Annotated in this window: 20 protein-coding genes and 6 pseudogenes; 15 read left to right on the top strand and 11 right to left on the bottom strand. The window is 56.3% G+C overall.

Going from position 1 to position 26,702, the window contains the following annotated elements:
* Positions 1-82 precede the first annotated feature (82 nt).
* Positions 83-1,680: pseudogene (locus TKWG_RS06690) on the bottom strand (ABC transporter substrate-binding protein).
* A 509-nt stretch (positions 1,681-2,189) separates the two neighbouring features.
* Between TKWG_RS06690 and TKWG_RS06685 the strand changes: the two are divergent.
* Positions 2,190-3,224 (top strand): alpha/beta fold hydrolase, encoded by a 1,035-nt coding sequence (locus TKWG_RS06685; protein WP_014750121.1) that lies wholly within the window; start codon positions 2,190-2,192, stop codon positions 3,222-3,224.
* 182 nt (positions 3,225-3,406) lie between these two features.
* On the opposite strand, the gene TKWG_RS24705 is transcribed toward TKWG_RS06685, so the two are convergent.
* The 3 genes and pseudogenes from TKWG_RS24705 to TKWG_RS06675 form a co-directional block, all read right to left on the bottom strand.
* Positions 3,407-4,111 (bottom strand): fumarate hydratase C-terminal domain-containing protein, encoded by a 705-nt coding sequence (locus TKWG_RS24705; RefSeq protein WP_238534392.1) that lies wholly within the window; start codon positions 4,109-4,111, stop codon positions 3,407-3,409.
* A 21-nt stretch (positions 4,112-4,132) separates the two neighbouring features.
* Positions 4,133-4,926, bottom strand: a pseudogene (locus tag TKWG_RS24700) (fumarate hydratase); the annotation flags it as partial.
* A 25-nt stretch (positions 4,927-4,951) separates the two neighbouring features.
* Positions 4,952-5,717 (bottom strand): annotated as a pseudogene (locus tag TKWG_RS06675) (crotonase/enoyl-CoA hydratase family protein).
* 159 nt (positions 5,718-5,876) lie between these two features.
* Here TKWG_RS06675 and glyQ point away from each other — a divergent pair.
* The 8 genes and pseudogenes from glyQ to TKWG_RS26965 all read left to right on the top strand — a co-directional run bounded on the left by glyQ (position 5,877) and on the right by TKWG_RS26965 (position 14,388).
* Positions 5,877-6,779: a glycine--tRNA ligase subunit alpha gene (gene glyQ, locus TKWG_RS06670; RefSeq protein ID WP_014750120.1), complete on the top strand. Its 903-nt coding sequence runs from the start codon at positions 5,877-5,879 to the stop codon at positions 6,777-6,779.
* A complete protein-coding gene (glyS, locus tag TKWG_RS06665; RefSeq protein WP_014750119.1) occupies positions 6,776-8,911 on the top strand; it encodes a glycine--tRNA ligase subunit beta in 2,136 nt (711 codons plus the stop codon). Before glyQ ends, glyS begins: the two co-directional genes overlap by 4 nt.
* A complete protein-coding gene (gene gmhB / locus TKWG_RS06660; protein ID WP_014750118.1) occupies positions 8,908-9,447 on the top strand; it encodes a D-glycero-beta-D-manno-heptose 1,7-bisphosphate 7-phosphatase in 540 nt (179 codons plus the stop codon). Before glyS ends, gmhB begins: the two co-directional genes overlap by 4 nt.
* Positions 9,448-9,449: 2 nt before the next feature.
* Entirely contained in the window at positions 9,450-10,184 is a 735-nt protein-coding gene (locus TKWG_RS06655; RefSeq protein ID WP_014750117.1) for a lysophospholipid acyltransferase family protein, read from the top strand.
* Positions 10,168-10,968 carry a M48 family metallopeptidase gene (locus TKWG_RS06650; protein WP_014750116.1) on the top strand — a complete coding sequence of 267 codons (801 nt, stop codon included), beginning with the start codon at positions 10,168-10,170 and terminating at the stop codon, positions 10,966-10,968. Before TKWG_RS06655 ends, TKWG_RS06650 begins: the two co-directional genes overlap by 17 nt.
* Positions 10,969-11,298: 330 nt before the next feature.
* Positions 11,299-11,712: a lactoylglutathione lyase gene (gloA, locus tag TKWG_RS06645; protein ID WP_014750115.1), complete on the top strand. Its 414-nt coding sequence runs from the start codon at positions 11,299-11,301 to the stop codon at positions 11,710-11,712.
* 67 nt (positions 11,713-11,779) lie between these two features.
* A pseudogene (gene pyk, locus TKWG_RS06640) lies at positions 11,780-13,246 on the top strand (pyruvate kinase).
* A pseudogene (locus tag TKWG_RS26965) lies at positions 13,239-14,388 on the top strand (glycerate kinase). The pseudogenes pyk and TKWG_RS26965 overlap by 8 nt, the downstream one beginning before the upstream one ends.
* A 213-nt stretch (positions 14,389-14,601) precedes the next feature.
* On the opposite strand, the gene rsmA reads toward TKWG_RS26965, so the two are convergent.
* The 5 genes and pseudogenes from rsmA to TKWG_RS06620 form a co-directional block, all read right to left on the bottom strand.
* A complete protein-coding gene (gene rsmA, locus TKWG_RS06630; RefSeq protein ID WP_014750110.1) occupies positions 14,602-15,381 on the bottom strand; it encodes a 16S rRNA (adenine(1518)-N(6)/adenine(1519)-N(6))-dimethyltransferase RsmA in 780 nt (259 codons plus the stop codon).
* A 12-nt stretch (positions 15,382-15,393) separates the two neighbouring features.
* Entirely contained in the window at positions 15,394-16,209 is an 816-nt protein-coding gene (locus TKWG_RS22965; protein WP_238534326.1) for a peptidylprolyl isomerase, read from the bottom strand.
* Between the two features lie 278 nt (positions 16,210-16,487).
* Positions 16,488-16,718 (bottom strand): annotated as a pseudogene (locus TKWG_RS24680) (SurA N-terminal domain-containing protein); the annotation flags it as partial.
* A gap of 176 nt (positions 16,719-16,894) precedes the next feature.
* Positions 16,895-17,236, bottom strand: coding sequence for a hypothetical protein (locus tag TKWG_RS24675; protein ID WP_238534325.1), 342 nt, complete (start codon positions 17,234-17,236; stop codon positions 16,895-16,897).
* A gap of 92 nt (positions 17,237-17,328) precedes the next feature.
* On the bottom strand, positions 17,329-19,245 hold the full coding sequence (locus TKWG_RS06620; RefSeq protein WP_238534324.1) for an LPS-assembly protein LptD: 1,917 nt from the start codon (positions 19,243-19,245) through the stop codon (positions 17,329-17,331).
* A gap of 370 nt (positions 19,246-19,615) precedes the next feature.
* Between TKWG_RS06620 and TKWG_RS06615 the strand changes: the two genes are divergently transcribed.
* The 6 genes from TKWG_RS06615 (at position 19,616) to TKWG_RS06595 (ending at position 24,426) form a co-directional block, all read left to right on the top strand.
* Entirely contained in the window at positions 19,616-20,710 is a 1,095-nt protein-coding gene (locus TKWG_RS06615) for an aminoglycoside phosphotransferase family protein (protein WP_014750109.1), read from the top strand.
* The gene (murU, locus tag TKWG_RS06610; RefSeq protein ID WP_041709940.1) at positions 20,710-21,405 is read left to right on the top strand and encodes an N-acetylmuramate alpha-1-phosphate uridylyltransferase MurU; all 696 of its coding nucleotides are present in this window, start codon (positions 20,710-20,712) and stop codon (positions 21,403-21,405) included. Before TKWG_RS06615 ends, murU begins: the two co-directional genes overlap by 1 nt.
* Before the next feature lie 54 nt (positions 21,406-21,459).
* Positions 21,460-22,167: a hypothetical protein gene (locus TKWG_RS06605; RefSeq protein ID WP_041709116.1), complete on the top strand. Its 708-nt coding sequence runs from the start codon at positions 21,460-21,462 to the stop codon at positions 22,165-22,167.
* An 86-nt stretch (positions 22,168-22,253) separates the two neighbouring features.
* Positions 22,254-22,961 (top strand): response regulator, encoded by a 708-nt coding sequence (locus TKWG_RS06600; protein WP_014750106.1) that lies wholly within the window; start codon positions 22,254-22,256, stop codon positions 22,959-22,961.
* Positions 22,958-23,392, top strand: coding sequence for a hypothetical protein (locus tag TKWG_RS26425; RefSeq protein ID WP_322786607.1), 435 nt, complete (start codon positions 22,958-22,960; stop codon positions 23,390-23,392). The genes TKWG_RS06600 and TKWG_RS26425 overlap by 4 nt, the downstream gene beginning before the upstream one ends.
* A complete protein-coding gene (locus TKWG_RS06595) occupies positions 23,287-24,426 on the top strand; it encodes a sensor histidine kinase (protein ID WP_322786606.1) in 1,140 nt (379 codons plus the stop codon). The genes TKWG_RS26425 and TKWG_RS06595 overlap by 106 nt, the downstream gene beginning before the upstream one ends.
* Here the strand turns inward: TKWG_RS06595 and TKWG_RS06590 are convergent.
* Positions 24,407-25,462: a cytochrome d ubiquinol oxidase subunit II gene (locus TKWG_RS06590; protein ID WP_014750105.1), complete on the bottom strand. Its 1,056-nt coding sequence runs from the start codon at positions 25,460-25,462 to the stop codon at positions 24,407-24,409. The genes TKWG_RS06595 and TKWG_RS06590 overlap by 20 nt on opposite strands.
* Entirely contained in the window at positions 25,459-26,619 is a 1,161-nt protein-coding gene (locus TKWG_RS21270) for a cytochrome ubiquinol oxidase subunit I (RefSeq protein ID WP_014750104.1), read from the bottom strand. The genes TKWG_RS06590 and TKWG_RS21270 overlap by 4 nt, the downstream gene beginning before the upstream one ends.
* Between the last annotated feature and the right edge of the window lie 83 nt (positions 26,620-26,702).

Genomic DNA, 26,702 nt, shown 5'->3' with positions numbered 1-26,702 from the left:
GTGTCCTGAAAAAACAAATGACAAAGCGAAAGCCTCCCTCGCGGGATAGCCTTCGTTTTGACTCCTACTATAGTCGAAATCGTTACTTCAGACTGACGCCATAGAATTGAAAGAGACCGAAAGGACTGATCTTGAAGCCTTCGACTTTCTTGTTCATGGGGACGTTCACAATCGAGGTGCCGATGGGCGACATGGGCATTTGTTCATGGAAGATTTTCTGGGCTTCCTTGTACAGCTGGGTGCGCTCCTGCTTGTCGGTGACGCGCTTGGCTTTTACCACCAGATCATCAAACGGTTTATAACAGAAGCGAGAATAGTTGACACCGCCTACCGAGTTGCAGGACAACAGGTTGCCCAGCCAATTGTCCGGGTCACCATTATCGCCGGTCCAGCCCACCATGATGGCGTCATGCGTACCCTGTTTGGCGCGCTTGAGGTATTCGCCCCATTCATAGGTACTGATTTTGACCTTGACGCCGATTTTGGCCCAGTCGGACTGGATCATCTCTGCCATCAGACGGCCATTAGGATTATAGGGACGCACCACGGGCAAAGACCACAAGCCCATGTCAAACCCATCGGGGTAACCCGCTTTGGCCAGCAATTCCTTGGCTTTGGCCACGTCTGTCGGACGGCTTTTGATCGTGTCATCATAGGACCACTGGCTGGACGGCATGGGGCCATGGGCCAGTACACCCTGCCCGCCGTAGACCGCCTTGATAATGGCCGGTTTGTTGATGGCCATGTCCAGCGCTACACGCACTTCGGGTTTCTTCAATTGCTCTTTTTCAGTGTTGTAATAAATGAAACCCACGTTAAAGCCAGGATTGGACTGCACTTTCAGATTGGGATCCTGCTTGAGGCGTTCAACATCTGCCGGCAAGGGGTATGAAGCCAGGTGGCACTCATTGGCCTTGAGCTTCTGGGCGCGTACAGAAGGATCTTTGGTGATGGCAAAAATCAGATTATCCACCAGCGGACCCTCTTTCTTGTCCCAATAATCTTTGTTGGCCTTGTAGCGGATTTGCGCATCTTTCTGGTAGCGCTCGAAAATAAACGGTCCGGTACCCAGTGGCTGCTGATTGATCATCTCCGGCTTTCCGTCTGCCAGCAACTTTTCCAAATATTCCTTGGAATGAATAATGGCAAACGGCATGGCCATATTTTGCACAAAAGCGGCATCCACTTCATTGAGCGTGAATTTGACTGTCTTGTCATCCACTTTTTCCACCGACTTCAGGTTCTTGTCCATGCCCATATCGGTAAAGTACGGAAATTCAGTCGGATAGGCCTTGCGAAACGGATGGTCCTTGTTCATCATGCGCTCGAAGGTATAGACCACATCATCTGCCGTCAGCCCGCGCGTGGGGGTGAAAAAGCGCGAAGTCTGAAACTTGACGCCCGGACGCAGATGGAAGGTGTACACCAGGCCATCTTCAGAAACATCCCATTTTTCAGCCAACGCCGGAATCACTTCGGTCGAACCGCGCTCGAACCCCACCAGCCCGTTATAAACGTTTCCGCAGAAACATCGAAATCGGTACCTGCGCTGTACTGTGCTGTATCAAAACCGGCCGGACTGCCTTCTGAGCAATAGACCAGTGTGCCTGCCGCCTGCGCTGTTGTCGCAAGTCCACCTAGCAGGGCTGTCAGAATCATGCGTGTCGCATTTATCTTCATTACAGTTCCTTTGAAAATAAGGTAAAAAGCCAGCCTCGTGCCGCAATCATGCGGGGGCTGACTTGAACAGCGCAAGGTTACAGACCGCAGATAAGGGAAACAATTAGGAAATACCCAACCTTGGCGACTTCGCAAGGGAGTCATAAGACATCATTGTGTAACCAATTACAACTACGGCACCTTGGTTCGTTCTGCATCGATGGTACTTGAATGCACCGTCTGAGCGTTTTATCGCTGTGCGACCTTTTGCTACAGCAGCTACAGCGGCTTGCCTATAATCTTTCCGCCAGAAGTCATCATCGCTCTATTTCTTGCAGCAACCTTGGGCTGCACAAAGTAGACACAGCTTACGTTGCAGCGAATATCCACTACACCTGACTGGCTCATAACCAGGGTCAGCTTATAATTATTCGAAATAAATACTGACCCTGGTGTTAGCACACTCGTTAAGCGGCCGAGCGCATGGCGCCATTGGCGTTCACCGGGATTACGTCGCAAGAGGAGACAACATGGGTATTGCTATGCGAACTGTAGCGGTGGCGCTGCCAGCCATCGCACTATTGGCCGGATGCGCGCAAACTGGCGGGATAAACGTAAAGGAAGTCGGCAGCTATCACATCGGTGGCGAGCCGGTCACACTCAAAGGCTTGCCAACCAAGAAAATGGTGTATAGCCCCGGCTCGCCTCCGGTAACGCTCAATCCCAATGGCGATTTCGTCGCCGGACAAATGTACACGCGTTACACCATCCTGGAAAATCCGCGGGCCAGTGTGCCTATGCTGATGTGGCACGGCGGTGGTCTATCCGGTACAACGTATGAAACCAAACCTGACGGCAAACCAGGCTGGGAAATGGATTTTCTGCGCGACGGCTGGAGTGTGTATGTGAGCGATGCAGTCGAACGTGGCCGCGCATCATGGGCACGCTATCCTGAAATTTTCCAGGGAGAGCCGGTGTTTCGCACCAAAAAGGAAGCCTGGGAATTGTTCCGCATTGGCAAGACCTATGCGAGCGATCCGAAATCTCGGCAGGCCATCCCAGGTACGCTGTTCCCCATAGCCGACTTTGACCAGTTCACCAAGCAAAGCATACCGCGCTGGGCGACCAATGACGAACGCACGCAGCGCGCCTATGACCAGTATGTGCAGCAGGCCTGCCCATGCGTGATTGTTGTGCACAGTCAGGGCGGAAATTTTGCGCTCACATCGGCCCTGAAATACCCGGACAAAGTCAAGGCGGTGGTGTTGGTCGAACCCAGCGGTTCGCCAGACCCGGATAAAACAGATCTGGCGCCTTTGCGCAATGTGCCGATGCTATGGGTCTGGGGTGATTACATTCAGGACTATCCATTCTGGAAGAGCATCAAGGAGCGGCAGGAACGATTCCGCGCTGCTTTGAACCAGGCTGGCGGCCAAGGTGATCTGCTGGATCTGCCGGCCAAGGGAATCCACGGCAACAGCCACATGATCATGATGGACACCAATTCCCGGCAAATATCAGGATTGATTCAGGATTGGCTAAAAACCCAGGGGCTGGTGCGTTGACGATAATGACAATCCTTTGCCGCAACCTCAGGTGTGCCAAGCCCATTTATCCGGCCTGAACCTGCGGCCCCATGGCGGCGTTGGCAACGTCATAATCCCATCGAACGGATGATCCAAACAAAAACGGCCTGCAGCGCCAGGCTGCAAGCCGTTTTATTTCACCTGAATGGAGCTTCAATACATCATGCAGGCACCGGAATAATACCGATTTTTGCCTGCCACTCACGCGGCCCCGTCTTGTGCACCGAAGTGCCACTGGAGTCAACGGCAACCGTCACTGGCATATCCTTCACATCAAATTCGTAGATTGCTTCCATACCCAGGTCTTCGAACCCGACTACTTTGGCGCCACGAATGGCTTTGGATACCAGATAGGCCGACCCGCCCACTGCCATCAGATAGGCAGAGCGATGATTCTTGATTGAGTCGATGGCGACGGGACCACGTTCGGCTTTGCCAATCATCGCGATCAGACCGGTTTTCTCCAGCATCATGTCGGTGAATTTGTCCATGCGAGTGGCCGTCGTTGGGCCTGCAGGGCCCACCACTTCATCGCGCACCGGATCCACCGGACCGACATAATAGATGACGCGGTTGGTGAAATCGACAGGCAGCGGTTCGCCTTTTGCCAGCATGTCCTGAATGCGCTTATGTGCGGCGTCGCGACCGGTGAGCATTTTACCGTTTAACAGCAGCGTCTGGCCGGGCTTCCAGCTGGCCACTTCTTCCTTGGTCAGCGTATCCAGGTTCACTTGCTTGGAGGCATTGTAATCAGGCGCCCAGTGAACATCAGGCCAGTCGGACAGCGATGGCGGCGTCAGGTTCGCCACGCCCGATCCGTCCAGCACAAAATGCACGTGGCGAGTCGCCGCGCAGTTGGGAATCATGGCGATGGGTTTAGAGGCAGCATGGGTCGGATAGGTATTGATCTTGATATCCAGCACCGTAGTCAGGCCACCCAGACCCTGCGCGCCAATGCCCAACGCATTGACTTTTTCATACAGTTCGATCCGCAGCTCTTCCAGTTTGTTTTGCGGGCCGCGAGCCAGCAGTTCGTACATGTCAATATCTTCCATCAGTGACTGCTTGGCCATCAGCATGGCTTTTTCAGCCGTACCGCCAACGCCGATGCCAGCATGCCTGGCGGGCACCAGCCAGCCCCCATGAGCGGCACGGTTTTCAAGACCCAGTCCACAATGGAGTCGCTGGGGTTGAGCATGGCGAACTTGGATTTATTCTCTGAGCCGCCGCCTTTGGAAGCGACCTGCACGTCAACCGTATTGCCCGGCACCAGTTCCACATGCAAAATACAGGGCGTATTGTCCTTGGTATTTTTGCGTTCGAAAATCGGATCAGACAGTACCGACGCACGCAGTTTGTTGTCCGGGTCCAGGTAACCGCGACGCACGCCTTCATCACATGCCTCCTGCAAGGTACAGGACAAGTCGAAGCGCACGTCCATACCCACCTTCAGGAATACATTCACAATGCCTGTATCCTGGCAGATAGGACGCTTGCCCTCGGCGCACATGCGAGAATTGGTCAGGATCTGGGCAATCGCGTCCTTGGCCGCCGCACTTTCTTCGCGCTCGTAAGCACGCGCCAGGTGCTGAATATAATCGGCCGGATGGTAGTAGCTGATGAACTGAATTGCATCTGCAATAGACTGGATCAGATCATCTTGTTTGATTACAGTTGTCATGATTGAATGTATTTGCTAGTAAAAATTACCTGCCCTTCCAAACGGGAGGACGTTTTTCGGCGAAGGCTGTCGCACCTTCCTTGGCATCTTCCGATGAAAAAATGTGGGCCATGCGAGGATTCTGCAGGGCAAACATGTCATCTGTGCGCCAGTCCTGGGATTCGGTCACGATCTGCTTGACCGTACGAACTGCCAGCGGGCCATTTGCAGCGATCTTCTCCGCCAATTTTAACGCAGCTTCCAGTGCAGTGCCGGGTTCTACCAGATCGTTGACCAAACCGAGAGCGTGCGCGCGTTTGGCGGCAATCATATCGCCAGTCAGCAGCGCTTCCATGGCAACGTGGTACGGCAGGCGGCGCGGCAGGCGCAACATGCCGCCCGATCCGGGAACCAGACCACGCTTGACTTCAGGCAGCCCGAAACTGGCGTTGTCGGCGGCAACAATCAGGTCGCAGGCCAGGGCCAGCTCAAATCCACCGGCCAGGGCATAGCCTTCTACAGCGGCAATCAGCGGTTTGGCTGGCGGCGCTTCAGCCAGCCCGCCCAGCCCGCGGCCCGGAACCACCGCGCGGCGCTGGGTACGGGCAAACTCCTTCAGATCCATGCCGGAGCAGAAGGTATTGCCTTCACCGCGTAAAATACCGACGGTCAGATTGTCATCGGCATCAACGATCCAGCGCATCGGCCAGCGCAAATGAAGTGTCGTAGGTGAGCGCATTGCGCGCCTCGGGACGATTGATCGTCAGAATAAGGACGCGACCGCGTATTTCAGACTTGATTAATTCAGACATGAGATCTCCAGACTGCCATTTTCGGGATACCAGAACTTTAAATCATTCCGCGCGCAAAATCCGCCCATATGGTTGCCATCTCGCAAGAAACAGCCGAATACCGCAGCAAATCCGTTAAAATCGGCGATTCAGCTTTTTCTAATTATCTTGAGTCCGTCCATGCTAACTTTTCAGCAGATTATCCTGAAACTCCAGGAATACTGGGATACCCAAGGTTGCGCCCTGCTGCAGCCCTACGATATGGAAGTGGGAGCCGGTACATCGCACACTGCCACGTTTCTGCGCGCCATCGGGCCCGAGCCGTGGCATGCTGCCTATGTGCAGCCGTCGCGCCGCCCCAAGGATGGTCGCTATGGCGAAAACCCGAACCGTCTGCAGCATTATTATCAATACCAGGTCGTCCTCAAGCCGGCGCCGCCGGATATCCTGGATCTGTACATCGGCTCTCTGAAAGCGCTGGGCATCAACCCCCAGGAACACGATATCCGCTTCGTGGAAGATGATTGGGAGAATCCCACACTCGGCGCCTGGGGGCTGGGCTGGGAAGTCTGGCTCAATGGCATGGAAGTGACCCAGTTTACCTATTTCCAACAGGTAGGTGGTCTGGACTGCCCTGCTACCCTGGGTGAAATTACCTACGGCCTGGAACGGCTGGCCATGTATCTGCAGGATGTACAAAGCGTTTACGACCTGGTCTGGACCGAGAGGCCCAATGGTGAACAAGTGCTGTATCGCGATGTGTTCCACCAGAACGAAGTGGAACAATCCACCTACAATTTTGAATATGCCAATACAGATATGTTGTTTGCGCATTTTAACGACTATGAAAAGGAAGCCGCCCGTCTGGTCGAGATTCCGCTGGCCCTGCCCGCCTACGAATCGGTCCTGAAGGCCGCCCACACATTCAATATGCTGGACGCGCGCGGCGCCATCAGCGTTACGGAACGTGCTGCCTATATCGGTCGCATCCGCAATCTGTCGCGCAAGGTCGCCCAGGCTTACTATGATTCACGCGAGCAACTCGGCTTCCCCATGCTCAAGAATAACAAGGCAGTATCATGAATTCGCCCTTACTTGTTGAACTGTTTACCGAAGAATTACCACCGCGGGCCCTGCAAAAGCTCGGACAAGTGTTCGCCGACAGCCTCGCACAGGCCCTGGCCAAGCAGCATCTGCTGGGTCCCGACAACGTGACCCAATGCTATGCAACACCCCGCCGGCTGGCAGCGCAGTTAAGCAGCGTACTGGCCGTCGCTGCCGACCAGCCGTTTTCTGAAAAGCTCATGCCTGTCAAGGTAGGCCTGGATGCAAATGGTCAGGCCACAGCCGCCCTGCAGAAAAAACTGGCGGCAAAGAATCTGTCGCACCTGACGCCGGCAGAATTCGCCCGCGAATCCGATGGCAAGCAGGAATATCTGGTTGCCCATGGCACCGCTGCCGGCGCGCAATTGCAAAACGTGCTGCAGGCCGCTATTGAATCAGCATTGGCCGACCTGCCCATTCCCAAGGTCATGCGTTATCAACTGGCTGACGGCCAGACCAGCGTACGCTTTGTGCGGCCGGTCCATGGCCTGGTGGTCCTGCACGGCAGCACGGTATTGCCCGTCACTATTCTGGGGATCGAAGCCGGCAATAGTACCCACGGCCACCGCTTCATGAGCGAAGGCCCCATCACGCTGGCCCATGCAGATGACTATGTCGCGACGCTGGCCGACAAGGGCCGTGTCATTGCCTCTTTTGAAGCACGCCGCACCGCCATCCGCCAGCAGCTTGATGCGTCCGCAAAGGCGTTGGGCGCCTCGCTGGGTGACGAAGCAGAAGTAACGCCACTACTGGACGAGGTCACCGCCCTGGTTGAACACCCAACCGTTTATGTCGGGCAATTCGATGAGAAATTTCTGGCCGTGCCGCAGGAGTGCCTGATTCTGACCATGCGCCTGAATCAGAAGTATTTCCCCCTGTTCGATCCGGCCAGCGGCAAGCTGATTCACAAATTCCTGATCGTCAGCAATATGCAGGTGGACGATCCGCATCATATTGTCCAGGGCAACGAACGAGTGATCCGCCCGCGCCTGGCCGATGCAGAGTTCTTTTTCGAGACCGACAGAAAGCTGCCGCTGGCCTCGCGGGTCGCGCAACTGGACAATATCGTCTATCACAACAAGCTCGGTTCGCAGCATGACCGTATTGAACGCCTGCGCCGCATCAGCTCTCGCCTTGCCGAAGATCTGAACGCTAATGTCGCCCTGGCCGATCGCGCAGCGCAGCTTGCCAAGGCCGACCTGACCTCGAATATGGTTGGCGAATTCCCCGAGCTGCAAGGCATCATGGGCGGCTATTACGCCCAGGCCGACGGCGAACCCGCCGAAGTGGTCCAGGCGCTCAACGGCCAGTACCGCACACGTTTTGATACCCCCATCAACGACGATAACCTGATATCAGCCGTCCTGTTCATTGCCGAGCGCATTGAAACGTTGGTTGGCATCTGGGGCATCGGGCTGCAGCCTTCAGGCGAACGCGACCCGTTCGGGCTGCGCCGCGCCGCGCTAGGCATTATCAGTGCTGTCGAACAATTGGCGGCTGGCGGCTATCTGGCCACCACAGCAGCGAACCCGACACGTTTTAATCTGCCTGCATTACTGGTGTTTGCCATGGGCACCTTCAGCCCCGGCACACTACATTCGGACACGGCAGACGAAGTGCTGACCTATATCTATGAACGATATCGCAACCAGCTCAGTGGTGACTATGCCAAATCAGTGGTGGACGCGGTGATCGCCGTGCAGCCTGCACTGCAGGAAGTAGCCGCAAGGATCAAGGCCGTAACGGCGTTTGCCCAGTTGCCGGAAGCAGAAAGCCTGGCGGCTGCCAATAAGCGAATCGGCAATCTGCTGAAGAAAACCGACGGCAGCCTGCCTGCCATAGACTCTTCCCTTTTCACCGAACCGGCAGAAAAGGCCCTGTACGACGCGTTGCAGGGGATCGAAGCAACGGCACGTGCTGACGCTGCCCAGGGGCATTTTGAGAAAAGCCTGGCTGCAGTGGCGCAAACTCGCAGTGCCGTAGATGATTTCTTTACCCATGTGATGGTGATGGCCGATGATCCGGCGGTTCGCAACAATCGCCTGGCCTTGCTGTCGCAATTGCACGCCACCATGAATCTGGTGGCCGATATTTCAAGGTTGGCCCAATGAAGCTGGCCATTCTTGACCGCGACGGCGTCATCAACGAAGACCGGCCTGACTTTATTAAGTCTGCGGACGAATGGGTAGCCCTGCCCGGCAGCCTTGAAGCCATTGCCCGTCTCAGCCGTGCCGGCTGGAAAGTGGTTGTGGCCACCAATCAGTCCGGCCTGGGGCGCGGGTTATTCACACCTGATGACCTGACCGCCATCCACCAGAAAATGCACCAGCAACTGGCTGCGCTGGGTGGCCACATTGACGCCATTTTCATGTGTCCGCATCTGCCGGATGCCGGCTGCAATTGCCGCAAGCCATTGCCCGGCATGTTCCTGGAAATACTCAAACGCTACGACGCGCCCGCGCGCGAAGTCGTGTGCGTCGGCGATTCCCTCAGGGATATCACTGCTGCACATGTGGCCGGTTGCCAGACCTGGTTGGTGGAAACCGGCAACGGACAGAAGACCCGCAACGACCCCGGTCTGCCCGAATCCGTACAAATCAGGCCTACCCTGGCCGATGTGGTCGAAAGCTGGCTTACGGAATCCTGATCATGCTCTTTCTGCGCTCTGTTCTTTTTCTGCTTTTTCAGGCAGTAACCGTTGTACCCTATGCCATCGGCTGCATGCTGGTATTGCCGCTACCCTTTATCTGGCGCTATCGCTATACCGCTGGCTGGCCACGTATGGTGATCTGGGCCGCCAAAATATTTGTGGGTATTCGTTACGAAGTCAAAGGGCTGCACCATGTTCCCGATGCGCCGGTTATTTATCTGAGCAAGCATCAGTCTACCTACGAGACTATGTTTTTTGCCTGGTTTTTACGCCGACCGGCATGCTTTGTCTATAAAAAAGAACTCAATTACATTCCTTTCTTTGGTTGGGGTCTGGCCAGCTTGCGCAATATTGCGATCAATCGGCAAAAAGGGAAAAACGCCATGCAGCAGGTCATGGAAATCGGCACGCAACGGCTGGCCGAAGGCCGCGCTCCGGTGCTCTTTCCTGAAGGGACACGTATCCCGCCGGGTCAGGCAGGCACCTACAAGCTGGGCGGCACACGACTGGCGGTCCATGCCAACACGCCGATCATACCGGTTGCGCATAATGCCGGGGAATGCTGGCCTAAAAAACCGTTCACCAAAAAACCGGGTCTGGTCACCATTTCCTTTGGCCCACCCATTGAACCGGCAGGCAGGACACCCGACGAAGTCATGAAAGAAGTTCGCGACTGGATCGAAGGTGAAATGCGCGTGCTCAATCCCGAACGCTATCATGACGTCGCAGTCTGAACTGTTCCGCACACCTGGCCCGAGCCTGCCCGATGGCGCACGCCTGCGCACCGTGGCTACAGTGCACGGGCTCATTACCTTTACCCTGGCGCGCAGCAGACGCCGCAGTATCGGCTTTGTGATAGGCAGCGAAGGGTTGCGCGTGACGGCGCCCTATTGGGTGTCGCTCAAACAGATTGACGAGGCCGTGCTGGAAAAAGCCGAATGGATCCAGAAGAAGCTGGATTTCTGGCGCCAGCGCAACGAGACCGCCGATCAGGCTCAACAGTCCTGGCTGGCCTGCACGCAACTGCCGTATCTGGGCACGACTATTTCAATTGACATTGATGCCGGCGCGCGCCAGGCTCGCTTTGATGGCGATCACTTTGCCCCGCAGGTCCAGGACACGCTCTGGCTTGCCTTGCCGGCCGAAGCCAGTGCAGCACAGCGGCGCGCCGCAGCGGCTCACTGGCTGCAGACGCAGGCGCAGCAGTATTTTGACCTGCGCATCCATGTACTTGCGAACAACGCCGGCCTGCAATTTCAAGCATGGCGGCTATCGCGCGCCCGCGCTCGCTGGGGCTCATGCAATAGCAGCGGCAGCATTCGTCTTAACTGGCGACTGATCCACTTCACACCCGATATCATTGACTATGTCATTGCGCATGAACTTGCCCATTTGAAGCAGATGAACCACAGCGAACGCTTCTGGCAACAAGTGGGCATGATACTGCCGGGTTACGAGGCAGCCATGCAAAAACTGAAAACGACTGATATGTCTGCCCTGCCCGCCCTGCAGGCTTGACCCACAATGAGATGGCCGCCGGATATTCAGTGTCCGCGCGATCGCACTCAACCCGTTTCCTGTCTCGCAGCACAAGCCCCGCATTATCGTTTGAAACCGTGCTGGTTTGAATCGGCCATTGTACGTAACGCGCTGCCTGTTTTTGCCGCTGACGTCGCGGCGATGCACCATCTTCGAACACCGGCTTATGACAATTGCAAAACTGGCACTAGCCCGCAGGCAAACAACCATCCAAACTCAGTGGCGAGCCGGTTGCGCGCGCAACGATCGTGTATGATAGAAACTCGCGTCCGCGGGACGCAAACACATCATCTTTATTGCGAGGACAACATGCAATTTCTACACACCATGTTACGCGTCGGCGACCTGGAACGATCCATTGAATTCTATACAAATGTTATCGGTATGAAACTGCTGCGACGCTCGGAAAATCCCGAATACAAATACAGCCTTGCCTTCCTGGGTTTTGAAGCCAACCCGCACCAGGCCGAACTGGAACTGACTTATAACCATGGCGTTTCCGAATACGATATGGGCGATGCCTACGGCCACATTGCAATCGGCGTGCCCGATGCCTATGCCGCCTGTGAGGCCGTTAAACAGGCCGGTGGCAACGTTACACGAGAAGCCGGACCGGTCAAGGGCGGCTCAACGGTTATCGCGTTTGTGCAGGATCCGGATGGATACAAAATCGAATTGATCGAGAGAAAAGATTTGACTGCAGCCGGCACCGGCCTGCGTTGAGCTCAGCCGTTTATCACATATAGCATAACGGCTGCCCGCCGTTGAGTCCGTCCGAGGAATCGCCTACATGACTACGCAGCTTAGCACCAGACGTCGTACCAAGATTGTTGCCACACTGGGTCCCGCCACAGCATCCGAGGCCCAGATCGAAGCCATGATTCTGGCGGGCATGAACGTTGCCCGCTTTAATTTTTCTCACGGCGACGCGCAAGACCATCGCGAACGCGCCCGGATCATCCGCAAGCTGGAAGCCAAGCTTGACGTGCATATTGCGATTCTGGCGACCTGCAGGCCCGAAAATCCGGATCGCCCGTTTTGAAAACCAGAAAGTCATGCTGGAACTGGGCCAGGAATTCATCCTGTCCAACGACTATCCTTACGACAAGGGCACGGCACAAATTGTTGGCATCGATTACCCCGAACTGGTTACCGATTGCCGGCCGGGTGATGAATTGCTGCTGGACGATGGGCGGATCATTCTTGAAGTGGTACGCATCGAAGGCCAGAACGTTTACACGACTGTGACCACAGGTGGCGAGCTGTCCAACAACAAGGGCATCAATCGCCGTGGCGGCGGACTGTCTGCCCCCAGCCTGACAGAAAAAGACAAGGCCGATATTGTACTGGCCGCAGAGATTGGCGTGGATTTTGTTGCCGTATCTTTTCCGCGCTATGGCCGCGATATGGAGGAAGCCCGCCGCCTGGTTCGGGAAGCCGGCAGTTCGGCTGGATCATTGCCAAGATAGAGCGCGCCGAAGCCGTTGCCGATGACCAGGCCCTTGACGAATTGATTACTGCCAGCGACGGTGTCATGGTTGCGCGCGGCGACCTGGGTGTGGAAGTGGGCGATGCCGAGCTTGTCGGCATTCAGAAAAAAATCATTCGCCACGCGCGCACCCTGAATAAATTCGTGATTACTGCCACGCAGATGATGGAATCGATGATCAATCATCCCTTCCCGACCCGTGCTGAAGTGTCCGATGTTGCCAACGCCGTGCTCGATTACACCGATGCGGTGATGCTGTCGGGTGAAAGTGCATCGGGCCTGTATCCGGTGGAAACGGTCAAGGCCATGGCGCGCATCTGCGTGGGCGCCGAAAAACATCCGACCACCACGCAATCGGGCCACCGGCTTGGCGAGACGTTTACACGCTTTGATGAAACCATTGCGCTGGCCGCCATGTATGCGGCCAACCATTTTCATCAGGTGCGCGCCATTATCTCGCTGAGCGAAAGCGGCCACACACCGCTTATCATGTCGCGCATCCGTTCGGGCGTCCCCATTTACTGCCTCACCCCACATGACAGCACCCGCAACCGCGTTGCCATGTTCCGTGGTGTATATCCGGTGCACTTTGATCCGGCCGCTGTCACGGAGACCGACGTTGCGCGGGCCGCGATGGCGCAACTGCTTAAATATCAACCACTCGATCGCGGCGACTGGGTGCTGCTCCTGCAGGGAGACCACTATGGCGTGATCGGTGCAACCAACAGCATGAAACTGCTCTGCATGGACGATTTTCTTGATGACTGAACCACTTTATATCGTGATCGCCCCGGACTCGTTCAAGGAGAGCCTGTCTTCGTCCGGGGTGGCCCAGGCCATTGCCGATGGCATCAAGACCGTGGCCCCGGATGCCACTCTGGTATTGATGCCGATGGCCGATGGCGGCGAAGGAACCGTTGAAGCGATTGCCGGCAGCACCGGCGCCCCGCTGCAGACACTGAACACCGTCAACGCGCTGGGCGAGCCCATTACCGCCGCCTGGATTATGCTGCATGACGACACCGCCGTGATTGAAATGGCCAGCGCGGCAGGCCTGGAACAAATTGCCGAAGACAAGCGCGATGTACGGCGCGCAGCACCTATGGGCTGGGTCAACTGGTCACTGCCGCCCTGGATCAGGGCGCCCGGCGGATTGTGCTGGGCCTTGGCGGTTCAGCTACCAATGATGCCGGTACCGGCCTGCTCTGCGCACTGGGCATCCGGTTTCTGGACAAGGCTGGCAAGGCACTTGAACAGGGGCCTGCCGCCCTTTACGACCTGGCATCCATTGATCTGTCAGGTCTGGATCCCCGGGTTGCCAAAACAGAATGGCTGATTGCTTCGGATGTGAACAACCCCTTGTGCGGCGACCATGGCGCATCGGCCATCTTCGGCCCGCAAAAAGGGGCCAGCGCCGATGATGTGCAGTTTCTGGATGCAGCGCTGAGCACTTTGCCGATATGACAGCGCAGGCGACCGGCCATGATGTGCGTGAGCAACCCGGCGCCGGCGCTGCGGGCGGGCTGGGCTTTGCGGCGCTGGCCTATCTGCAAGCAGTGTTCAAGCCAGGCGTAGAAGTGGTGGCGGAATACGCAGGACTGGACGAACACATACAAAAGGCCGATCTGGTTATTACCGGCGAAGGCCGACTGGATGCACAAACCCTGCGTGGCAAGACCATAGCCGGCATTGCTGCCCTGACCCAAAAGCATCAGGTGCCGCTGATCGCGCTGGCCGGTTCCTTGCATGAAGACTTTGCCAAAGTCTATGATGGCGGCATTACCGCTGCGTTCAGCCTGCCCGGCGGGCCGATGTCGCTGAAAGAGACCATGCAACAAACCCGACAGCTACTAATGCAGCGTAGCCGGGACATTGTTGCGGTTTTCCTTGCGGGACGGCAAGCCCGATAAGTACCCTATGCGCAGGCGCAAGATCGGAAACAATGCGCCTGCCCGGTCTCTCCGAGCGATATCGCAGAACGACATTGCGGAAACGATAGCGCCAGGCAATGCCGCATAACAATTAAAAAGTCAGATCAAGAAAGCCCGATCAGCCCGTCCGGCTACGTGCCGACAACGGTACAGATCTAAGGTGCGACAGGATGCACGCGGTAGCGCAGACCGTCAGGCCAGCATACCCTGTTCGACCAGATAATCAGCCAGTCGGATATAGTCTGCCACCGACAGCTCTTCTGCCCTGGCGGTCTCTTTGATATCAACCTGAGCCCAGTTTATCTGCCAGTCTGCCAGCACCCGCCGCAGCATTTTGCGCCGCTGAGAGAATGCCCGCGCCACCACCTGGGAGAAAGCGCGCTCGCTTTTGGCCTGCGCGCGCGTGGGTGGCAAAGGCACCATGCGTACGATGGCAGAGGTGACCTTGGGTGGTGGATCAAACGCCTCGGGCGGCACATCAAACAGGTGCTGCATATCGTAGCGCACCTGCAGCATGACCGAAAGCCTGCCATAGTCACCCTCACCCGGGCGGGCCACCATGCGCGCGATCACTTCTTTTTGCAGCATGAAATGCTGATCGCGTATATGATCGGCAAACGCGACCAAATGAAATAGCAATGGGCTGGAAATATTGTAGGGAAGATTGCCGACCACACGCAGGTCTTTGCCGAAAGCGGCAAAATCCACCTTCAGCGCATCAGCTTCATGCACCGTCAGCCGCTCGGGGGTAAAGTGCTTGCGCAGGCGCGCAGCCAGATCGCGATCAATCTCGATCACATCCAGATGCGCAACGCGGTCATGCAACGGTCCGGTGAGCGCAGACAGGCCCGGCCCGATTTCGATCACCTTATCGTCTCGCGCAGGGCTGACCGCCCGCACAATGGATTCGATCACACTTTCATCGGTCAGAAAATTCTGACCGAAGCGCTTGCGGGCCTGATGGACTGCCATTCTTATTCTGCTCTAGGGCTTGCTTTTCTGTTGCGTCAGACGGTTGTCAATATACGCTTTGGCACGCAACTGTTGCAACCAGTCTTCATAGACCGGTTCAGCACGCTTCTGGAACAGCGATTGACGCGCCAGGTTGCGGCGGATTTCGGGTTGTTTGTCCGAACTGCGACGGTCTTCTACGGTGATCAGATGCCAGCCGAACTGCGAACGCACGGGCGCACTAAGCTGGCCAGGCTGCAAGGCGTTCATGGCCTTCTCGAAGGCAGGATCAGAAACGCCTGGTGGAATCCAGCCGATTTCCCCGCCCAGCGGCGCTGAGGTGTCTTGCGAGAATTTCTTGGCTGCATCCTCGAATGACATGCCGCCTTCAATCTGATTGCGAACGTCATTGATTTTTGTGCGGGCCTGCTGGTCAGAAAAGACAGGTGTAATCTTGACCAGAATATGTTTGACCTTGGTCTCGGTAATGTTCACCGGTCCCTGCTGCTTGGCCATTTTTTCTATAGGCGGTACCGGTGGCGGAGGCGGTGCCGGCGGCTGCACGGTCACGACCCGTTTGTTTTCCTGCACCAGGCCACGACGCTCTACGACCTTAAGAATGTGAAAACCATTAGGCGCCTTGAAAACGCCGGTGGTGCGTCCATCCGGTACTTTTTTCGTGACGTTCACAAACAGCGATGGCCAGTCTTCGAACATGCGAATACCCAGGTTACCGCCGGCTGCCGCCTCGGGCCCATCGGAATATTCCTTGGCGACGCTTTCAAAGCTTGACCCGCGACGCAGTTTTGCCATCGCCGCATCTGCTTTCTTGCGCGCGGCGGCAACCACATCCTCTGGCGAGTTATCGGGCACGCGAATATAAATATGCTGCAGGCAACCGCCTTGGGAACAAACGAGCGCTCAACCACAACTTGCTTTTGCGGTGGGGGCTTGGGCTGACTCTGTCTTTCGGCTTCCCGACCAGGCAAAATACCCGTCGGATTCTGTTTCAGAAACGCATCAATGTCGGACTCGTTAACATTGACACGACTCTGAATGATCTTGGTACGCAATTCTTCCATCACCATTTCATTGCGAAGATTGCGGATATAGTCATTCCAGTTCAGGCCCATCTGCTCGATTGCCGGCCGCAACTTTTCAGGCGGCAGGTTGTTGCGCTGGGCGATATTGGCCATGGCCTGAGACACCTGTGCATCAGTAACCTTGATGCCATATAGCTCGGCATCCTGGCGCATGAGTTTTTCGTCAATCATCGCCTGCAATACTGTCTGCTGAGCCTGGCTCTGGCCGCCAGTCGTCATGCGGTTGCTGGCCATCCGTTGCTGCAACTCGCGCATGGTAATGATTTCATTATTAACCACGGCCGCAATACCATCAGCGAATTGCCCTGGCGCACGCTGCTGCGACGCCGCGCCTTTTTTCGCCTGCTGCGCCTGCGCTGCCGGCGGCAAAGCAATAAAAATAGCGGGGATGGCGAGAGCAACTGCTGTTCGCATGAAACCCAATTTACGCATTATTCATACCTTTCAAATGATGTCCTGGCCGGAACGGGGGTGTTGACACTTTCGTATCCGGGCACATTCTGTCTTAACAAGTCCATAGGATCTTTCCCGACCGAGCCCAACCCTGCCAATTCCAACTGAAAGAATATAGCAGAATTCGAATCTTCTTTCGAAACGGCGTAACGTTTCAAAACAACTCGGCCGGTCCAGCAGCAGTCGCCTTTATACTCGACACCCAGAATATGCTGGGTGACACGGCTTTCCTTGAGGGAGTAATCAACCCGGCCCACGCCGTACAGTTTGCTGGTAAACGGCCACTGGCCGGCAAAGCTGACCGTTTCCTTGCCCTGCAACTGGTAGGACAGCGGATTGCCCTGATTGATATCGGTGCGCTCTTCATCCGCATAGGGATCGCGCTGGTAACGATAAGATAGCGACAGCGTAGTCAGACGCTTGGGCGTCCATTTGGCGGCAGCATAGGCCTGGGTTGTCTTGCCTGATACGGGTCAATCTGCAGGGCCGCCTGGGTCGTAAATTTATTGGTCAGCGCCGCTTCTGCGCCGAAAATCCAGTCAGACTTGGTGCCGGTGCGCGGAGATTCAAACGGCAGGGTTACGCGTTGCGAGTCAAAATACACGCGCTGCGCCACTTGCAATGCAAGGCGTTGAAAGCCGGTGTCCCGGTCAAACCAGCGCGAAGTCAGACCCAGCGTGACCTGATTGGCGTTGTTGATGCGATCCCAGCCCCCGTTATAGCGGTTTTCGGAAAAGGCACTGGCGAACCCGAACTGACTCACGTCGGTATCAAAAATGGGGATATCGCTCTGATCCTGATACGGAATATACAGATAATAAAGGCGGGGTTCCAGGGTCTGCGTAGACGGATATCCGAAAAGCGTGGTCTCACGCTCGAATGTCATGCCGGCATCCAGAGACACAATGGGCAAAACACGTGATACCGACCGCCGCTGGTTACCGCTCTGGCTGTAAAACGAATACTGGCCGTAACGCGTATACCAGTCGGTTTCGTACTGGGAAGCATGCAGGCCGATTTTGGGGGTAATGTACCAGCCGGGCCGAACGATCGGGTAACTTAACGTGGAATAGGATGTAAAGCGCGTTCCATCCGGACGCAAATGCCCTTCGGTCTGATCAATGACTTCGTCGCTCAGCTTGGAGCCAAAATACGTGGGATATTCAAATCGTGTCAGCGTATTGGTGGTTTCCAGATCCAGGCCGTGCCAGTCAAACCGCGCGCCATGAACCCGCAATTCCGGCACCTTCTCGTACTGACCATAAATATCGGTCGTGGTCGCATCCTGCAAGGTCTGGTATTTCTGAATCTGCAGATAACCATCCCAGTATTTATAGCCAGAAAAGCCGAGCGTGATATTACGATTCAGATAGGTCTTGTCCGCCTGGGTGATGGTCGTCATATCCGTGAAGTCACGGTAGTAATCATCATCAGAGACCGCGTTCCAGTCTACCGACAGATTGAAATTGAGCCCCAGCACGGACCCGAGCGATTGCAGGTGCCGCCAGGAGAACATCCAGCGGGACCGATCCAGCTCGTTGTCCCTGTGCATATAGGTACCGGTCAGCGTACCGGAATAATTCGGCTGCAGATAACGGAACTCCGCACCCAGCTGCGCACCGCGTTTGCTGAGATAGCGCGGGATCAGCGTCAAATCATACTGTGGCGCCAGATTGATGAAATACGGAACGGACAGATCCAGGCCACTGCGTGAGGTCATGCCATAGGTTGGCGTCAGAAAACCGGTTTTTTTCTCTGCCCGGATCGGAAAGGTCAGATATGGCGACCACATCACCGGCACGCCTTTGATATAGAGCGTACCGTCTTCGGCGATCCCTTCGTTCTCGTCATTATACAGATCGACGTTGCTCGAACGAATCTGCCAGAATGGCTCGTCGCAGCTGCAGCCGCTGTACGTCGCATCCTTCAGGTTGACATGATTGTCGTCAATGATGTTGGCCTGACTGGCCTGCCCCTGGCCACCCGTGGCCAGGCTGTAGACCGGCGATGTAATGGTGCCGTTCACCTTATCTATGTTGTAGCGTAGTCCCGGGCCGGTGATCAGATTGCCGTCGCGAAACAGGCGGGCATTGCCCAGCGCCGTGACCGTGCCGGTGCTTCGGTCGTAGTTGATGGTATCGGCCTTCAGAATGGCATCGGGCCGGCGGATCTGCGACTTGCCATCCAGGGTAATGCTATTGGTATTATTAGTGATGTCTGCACGTGCGCTGTCGGTGAAGGTGACGATTTCATCGTTATTGAGCGCCGGACTGGTGAGCATGGGCGATACATACAGCCGTGGCGCAGATGACTGGCCCACTCCGGGCACTGAGACACCGCTCTGGGCAAAAGCAATCGGGGATACGGTCAGAAGAAATAGGTGACAGATCTTTCGCACTGTGCTTTTTACCGGAAATAATTGAAGAAACCTGTCCTGTTACCCTGCTTCCCGGGACTGAAACGGGAAAATCACACTGCAACATACATCGCCAGGGCATCGGGTCTTGTCAGGCCCCCTGATGATGCAGGACAAACCAGAGGATACCGCATAAAATATCGGTAACCTGCAGTTTTTACATTAGCCCGTTATTATAGTTATCTACCGCAGGCAACGGCAATGCCCGCCCGATTTACCGAAATAAAAATCACCACCCGGCTCAACTCACTGATATCACAGTACTTTTTTACGACAACTATTCATGACGACGTCCGCAGCTCCTTCCCCTTCCTCCGGCAGTTCACCTGAAGCCCTGACCAGTAACGCTACCGATACCCGCTACGCATTGGTACAGACCTGGCTGGCGCCACTTGCAGAAAAATACGGTATTCGCACTGACAGCCTGCGACCGGCCTCAAGCGACGCCAGCTTTCGCCGCTATTTCCGGGTGGAGACGGAAACGGACAGCCTGATCATCATGGACGCCCCCCCGGCCCATGAAGACTGCCGCCCGTTTGTGGATATTGCCACTCGCCTGGAACAGGCAGGTTTGAATGTGCCGAAAATACTTGAAGCACAAATGGAGCAGGGCCTGCTGTTGTTAAGCGATCTGGGTCACGACACCTATTACCAGCGCATTGTGAACGGGATGGACGATACGACCCTGCAGGCGCACTACCTGAGCGCACTACGGGCGCTGGTCAGGATGCAGCAAGTGCCAACCGCTAACCTGCCCTCCTATGACAGCGCCAAACTGCGCGAGGAGCTGTCCCTGTTTCCCGATTGGTATGTGGCGCGCCATTGCAATGCCGAGTTGTCCGATAGGGAACGCACGGCGCTCAACACCATTTTCGATGACCTGTCAGCGCATAATGCCCGGCAGGCGACCTGCTTTGTGCACCGGGATTTTCATTCACCGAACCTGATGATCAACGATCATCCGGAAAACGGCGCCGGCCCGGGCATCATTGATTTTCAGGATGCCGTTTGCGGCCCTGTTTCCTACGATCTGGTGTCGCTGGTGATGGACGCGCGCACTACTTGGGAAGAACCGCAGCAACTGGATTGGGCCATCCGCTACTGGGAACAGGCCAGGAAGGCCGGCATTGCGGTTCCTGCGGACTTTGCCGACTTTCACGTTGACTACGAATGGATGGGCTTGCAGCGCAATTTACGCATCCTGGGCGTTTTCGCCCGTCTCTCAATTCGCGACGGCAAATCCCATTACCAGCAGCACATGCCCCGGGTCAACGCCTACGTACGTCAGGTCGCCGCCCGCTACAATGCCTTCCGTCCGCTACTGCGTCTGCTGGACCGCCTGGACAACATCGAAACAAAAGTAGGATATACATTTTGATTCAAACCATGATTCTTGCGGCAGGACGCGGCGAGCGCATGCGCCCGCTGACCGATTCCCTGCCCAAGCCCCTGCTGCCCGTCAATGACAAGCCGTTGATTGTCCACCACCTGGAACGCCTGGCTGCCGTGGGCATTACCGATATCGTCATCAACCATGCCTGGCTGGGCGAGCGGCTGGAAGCCGCACTGGGCGATGGCAGCCAGTTTGACGTAGCGATCCAGTACTCTCGCGAGGCCACCGCACTGGAAACCGCCGGCGGCATTGCCCACGCCCTGCCGCTACTGGGCGATCAACCGTTTCTGGTCATCAACGGCGATGTCTGGTGCGACTGGAACCCCATGCAGGCCGTCAGCGTGGTCAACAGGCTGCACGATTCGCCGACCCAGGCATGGCTTCTGATGGTGGATAATCCCGAACATCACCCCGAAGGTGACTTCCGCCTGGATACGCAAGGCTATCTAAACCCCCGACAGAACGGCGACGCTGCCCTGACCTACGCCGGCATAGGCGTATTTCACCCCAGCCTGTTCCGCAATATCGACAATGGACAGCCGGCGCCGCTGGCGCCGCTGCTGCGCATGGCGATGGCAACCCGTTCGGTCGAGGGATACCACTACACCGGCCAATGGACCGATGTCGGCACACCTGCACGTCTGGCCGAACTTGACGGGCAACTGCGCACCACCCGCTAAATTGTCAGTGGAAAATGTACAATACGTTACTGTTGATATTCGGATGAAACACCCATGTTTGGATCTTCTAAAAGAGCCACCTTCAAGCCTTCTGTTTTTGAAACAAGCAGCCGTCGTCGTCACCGCCGCATGCCGCCATGGGTAGGCATATTGTTTACCGGCGTTATTATTGGCGCGGGTGGCTACTGGTTTTTGCAAACCAACTACGGCCCCAAGCGCCTGAGCCTGGACGAATCCAATAAACTGACCAGTGAAGTCACTTCACTGTCGACTGATCGGCAGCAGTTGCAATCACAACTGGAATCGGTCACGCAGCAACGCAATGCTCTGCAGTCGCAGCTGGAATCACAGACCGAAACACTGAACAAGGCCCAGGGCCAGATCAAAGATCTGACGACTAATCTGGCGCTGATCAAAAAAGTCATTCCGGCAGATCCAAACGGCAGTGCGCTTGGCATTCGTGTTGGCGAATTCACCGGCCCGATGGGCAAGCTGGACTACAGCATGCTGCTCATGAAGAAAAATGAACAGGATCCCGACTTTAAGACGTCCATCGAGTTTGCGGTCAATGGCCGCTACCGTAATGGTCGTTCCGGCACGGCGGAACTTGACCCGATCATGCTTGACGTAACCGATTTCCAGCAGGCAGCCGGAACAGTGGAAATTCCTCCCACCATGACTGCTCGCCGGGTTACGGTTAAAATCACAGATGTGGCAACCGGAAAGGTTTTAACCACACGCACTTTCCAGGTCAGCCGCTAATGCACTGCGCAAACGGCCGATCTTTCTGATTTCATTGTATTTCGACCGCTTGCGCTCCTTTCCACCCTTTGGCAAGATGAGGCACTATGGACAAGCAACTGACAAAAATTCTCGTCGTCGATGACGATCCTGCCCTGCGCCAGCTTCTCGCGGAATATCTGAACCGTCACGGTTACGATACCCTGCTTGCACCCGACGCCAGCGATATTACCCAGCGTATCACCAAATTTTCACCGGACCTGATCGTACTGGACCGGATGCTGCCCGGCGGCGATGGTGTGGAAACCTGCCGCAGGCTGCGTGCCCAGAATGAAGACATTCCGGTCATTCTGCTCACGGCCAAGGACGAAACGGCAGATCGCATTATCGGCCTCGAATCCGGTGCCGACGACTATCTTGGCAAGCCCTTTGACCCGCGCGAACTGCTGGCACGTATTGAAACCGTGCTGCGACGTAAGAAAGGCGCCTCGGCGCTGGTCAAGGAAACACCGGTGCATTTCGGCCCCTTTACCTTTGATCCGGCGCGGCGTCAGCTGTTCAAGGACAATGTCCAGGTCAAGCTGACCGGCGGTGAAATCAATTTGCTCGAAGCCCTGGTCAAGAACTCCGGCAAACCGCTGTCCCGCGAACGTCTGCTCGCACTGGCGCGCGATGACGACGAAGGCGAACGCAATGACCGCGCCATCGATATTGCCATTCTGCGTCTGCGTCGCGCCGTCGAAGACGATCCCAAAGACCCGCGCTGGATTCAGACTGTCTGGGGCATTGGTTACCGATTCTCTCCTGACGCATGATAAAACCTTCGCTGTGGCCGCGCTCCTTGCGGCTGCAGATGATCCTCTTCATTCTTGGCACTGTGATTCTGGTGCAGCTTGGCAGCTTCACAGTCGGCAACTATATCAAGGAACGTTTCCTGGAAGATATCGTTGTCAATTACCTGTCTACCACCATCCGCACGCTACGCTCAGCCGTATCGCAGATTCCTGAAAACCGTCGTGCCGACTTCATTATCGAAGCATCCCAAAAGCGCTGGTACCTGCTTTCGCGTGCCGACCCCTATGCCAATCGGCGTCGCCGCGGTGGCACACTCGAAAACCCTATTGCCCCTGCCCCCCACCTGTGCCAGAAGCCGCCCGTGAGGTGGAGCGCGCCCGTCGCCAGGCTGCCCAGAAACCGCCCCCAGGGCCATCGCGCCTTACCCAGGAACCCAGCGGCGACATTCTGAAAATCGTCAAGCGGCTCAATATGGAACTGGATGACGGCACGCGGGTCGGTCTGACGCGCGGACCGACACCGCGCATGTTCATTTCGCTGCAATCGGACGATGATGGCACGCAATTCATTCGCGAATGGCTGGTCATTCCGCTGGACCGTATCCAGCCGCCCAACATGCATGCGATTACCATCGCCTGGCTCAGCCTGACCGGCCTGCTGTTGATTCTGGCTGCCGGGTTCGCCTGGCATATCACGCGCCCGCTAACACGTCTTACCCTGGCGGCAGATAAGCTGGCGCAAGGTCGCCCGGAGCGCGTCACGCCAGCTGGTCCGACAGAAACCCGTCAACTGGGCGAACGCTTCAACGCCATGCTGGATGCGCTGGAAGAATCCAAGGCCGTCCAGCAGACCCTGCTGGCTGGGCTGCCCCATGACTTGAAGAGCCCGTTGGCGCGCATGCGACTGCGCGTAGAACTGACAGATGACACGACATTCAAGGAAGGCATGCGCAACGACGTGCATGAAATGCAGGACATGATTGACCAGTTCATCAGCTATGTGCGGGGATCGGACCTGGCCACCTATAAGTTCCAGTCCTTCAATATCTGCAATTGGGTTGAAGAGCGCGTGGCTTCCTGGCACGATGCAGGCAGCCCGGTGCATCTGCGTCCCCTGCCCGCCGCGACAGCCTATGTCAGCGCCGATACTTTATCTTTGGGACGCGTTCTGGATAATTTGATCAGCAATGCCCTCAAGCATGGTCGCCCCCCGGTGGATGTCAGCCTGACGCTGACTGACACCCAGGCAATGCTTTCTGTCGCCGATCATGGTGACGGGATTCCGGCGGAGCGCCGCTCCGAAGCACTGCGCGCGTTTTCGCGCCTGGATTCAGCCCGGACCATGACCGGCAGCGTCGGCCTGGGACTCTCTCTGGCAGAAACCATCGTCAGTGCGCATAACGGCAAGTTGACACTGGACAGCAGCGACAGTGGCGGCCTGCTGGTAACGGTCACCCTGCCCCGGGTTAGTCCGCCCGCTTCATAAACGACACATCTTTGGCCTTGCGTTCCTTGCCCAGCATGTCCCGGTAATACCACAACGTGATCAGCGGCAACACCACCAGGAACAACGCGAAGGCCACGACCAGCACGCGGGTGGTTCCCAGGCTGGTCACACTTTCCCAAATTGTCAGTTCATCCAATACAAAAAACGGGAAAATACTGTACACCAGTCCGGCGATCACGCTCAGCACAATCAGCACCGTAAGAATGAACGGCAGCCAGATAAGGATGCGCACGCGCTGCACCTTGCGCACCACCAGCTCGATCAGCACGAACATGGCAAGCAAGGCAAACCAGCCGATCAGTACCACCGGCAGCCTTGCCGTTTCGGTCCACTTGAAAAACACCCCGCCGTTAACCATGCCCAGCGCCACCGAGACCGCCACCACACCCGCCGCAGTCAGACGGGATGCCCGCCGCACCCATCCGCGGGCCTGCAATTGCAGATCGTCTTCGACGCGCATCAACAGCCAGCTGGCACCCAGCAGTATGAATGTGGCCACCGTACATAATGCAATGAATACGGCAAACAATTGGCTGCCGGGCTCGGTACCGAAATTGACGGCAAGCCGACCAAGTACCAATCCTTGCCCGAAAGCAGTGAGCAGTGAGCCCACAGCAAAGGCGGCGGCAAACACGGAACGACCGCCCGCCAGTGCTCTTAGCCGAAACTCATAGGCCACGCCGCGCAACAGAGCACCGGCAGCCAGCAGCATCAAGGGTAAATAAAGGGCGCCGCTGACATAGGCCCATGCTTTGGGAAAGGCCGACAGCAGAATGGCACAACCGAAGAAAATCCAGAAGACGTTCATGTCGCGCCATGGACCAAGAAACGTGAACATCCGGGCCCGCTGCTCCGGCGTAGCAAAAGGCATCAGCATACCCACGCCCAGATCGAAGCCGTCCAGGACGGCTCCGGCGATGGACACGCCAAGAAATACGGTAAAGCAAAGCAGCGGCATCCAGAAGCCCGGATCGTAGCTATTGAGTCCCAGAGAGCCGGCCAGTGTATCGATCATGCCGTTCTCCGGATTTTACGCACGGGCACGACCCCATAGCGGGCGGCACGGCGCGCCAGGAAAATGAAACCGGCCACAATCACGGCAAACAGCAGCCACATGACCGCTGTGGTAGCGGTGATCAGCACGATACCCTGCTCACTGCTGAACGCCTCTGCATAGGTTATCAGGCCATGCACGAAATACTGGCCATCGCGCAACGATAGCAAGACATGCGTCAGCCACAGAACCAGCCAGCTCACCGGGCCCACCCATACCAGCACATGCTGCACCCAATGCGGCAATTTGCCGAAATCGCTGCGTCGCTTCAGATACCAGGCCCACTGGACCAGAGACACCAGTGCCAGCAGCAGGAGCAAGCCAAGCACCAGTTTTTGCGCCCAAAGCCCGATGATCGGCAGCGGCGCTATCTGACGGAACAGTTCGGTTTTAAAAAGAACGCCGCTGGTGGCCAGCACGGCCAGCCCCAAGGTCATTAACCCGGTGCCTATTCTGAAGCTCAACTGTTCGGCCGCATTCAGGGGTTTGGTCAGGGCCTCGCTGGCACTGATCGATACCATCAGTCCACCCACGCCCAGGCTCCCCAGTGCGATCATAAAGATCACGCGGTGCCAGGCATGCGTCTGCAGGATGAATATACGCCAGTCAGTCAGGGTGAGCGGGAGGGTATCGGGCGCCAGTCCGGCCGGAAAATGCAGCCAGCTCTGAAAGCAGATCAATAACACGGCAATAACGGTCAGGCCGACCGCAGCCAGCAATACAAAAATGCTGTGCAACCAGGATGAAAGTGTTCCCTGGCGATACAGCATGACGTCCGTCACGAACAGTTTGATGATGAACGTAATGGCGGCAATCAGGACAATAAGCGGACCGCTGATGGGCCCCAGCCGCACGAACAGATTAGGCCATAAGGCACCAGACTGGATCAGGATAAACACCATGCCAAGCAGCGCCACGGTCATCGAAAGCGCGAAAATACGCACCCAGAAACGGTACATCTCCATCCAGCGCCCGTCGGCAGCCTTGCGATGCGTCATGCCCTTGCAGAACAGCAGAAGCCAGCCCAAAACGACCGTACACAGACCGAAAACGGAAAAAAAGGAGAGCGAACTGAAAAACTGCAGTTTAGCCAGCTGTAATGATGAAATATCCCACATTCTCGATAGCAGTTTAAATTTCGGGGCAGTTGAGCGATTCCCATGAGTCTAACCGCTGAACATGGCAAAATGGTCGATATTAT

Source organism: Advenella kashmirensis WT001 (genome assembly GCF_000219915.2).
GTDB classification, from domain to species: domain Bacteria; phylum Pseudomonadota; class Gammaproteobacteria; order Burkholderiales; family Burkholderiaceae_B; genus Advenella; species Advenella kashmirensis.
Note: the sequence above shows the minus strand (reverse complement) of the source record. Positions and strands in the feature narration are given on the sequence as shown.